This window comes from Psychrobacter sp. UBA2514, from assembly GCF_002341255.1.
GTDB lineage: Bacteria > Pseudomonadota > Gammaproteobacteria > Pseudomonadales > Moraxellaceae > Psychrobacter > Psychrobacter pacificensis.
In genome coordinates, this window is sequence record NZ_DDNS01000037.1 from 6100 (window position 1) to 6356 (window position 257).

The window sequence follows — 257 nt, forward strand, 5'->3', positions numbered from 1 at the left end:
TCGCTGGCAAGGTAGCTACCTGAGCCGTAATTGTTTAGATTGGCTCTGTTGGTCTGTATGTTAGGTAAAGTCATAGTATGAATAATAGCACTCGTGATGATAAAAGAGAGGTTCTGTGTCTGCTTTTTGGCTGATTTTCTGGGCTGATGTTCTAGCCCAAATAATTAGACAGATGGCTAAGGCTGATACTGCTCATGCATCTGACCGCGGCTTGGCATACCGTACCAGTCAAGCAGCTGCAAAAAAGGCAAGTCTGC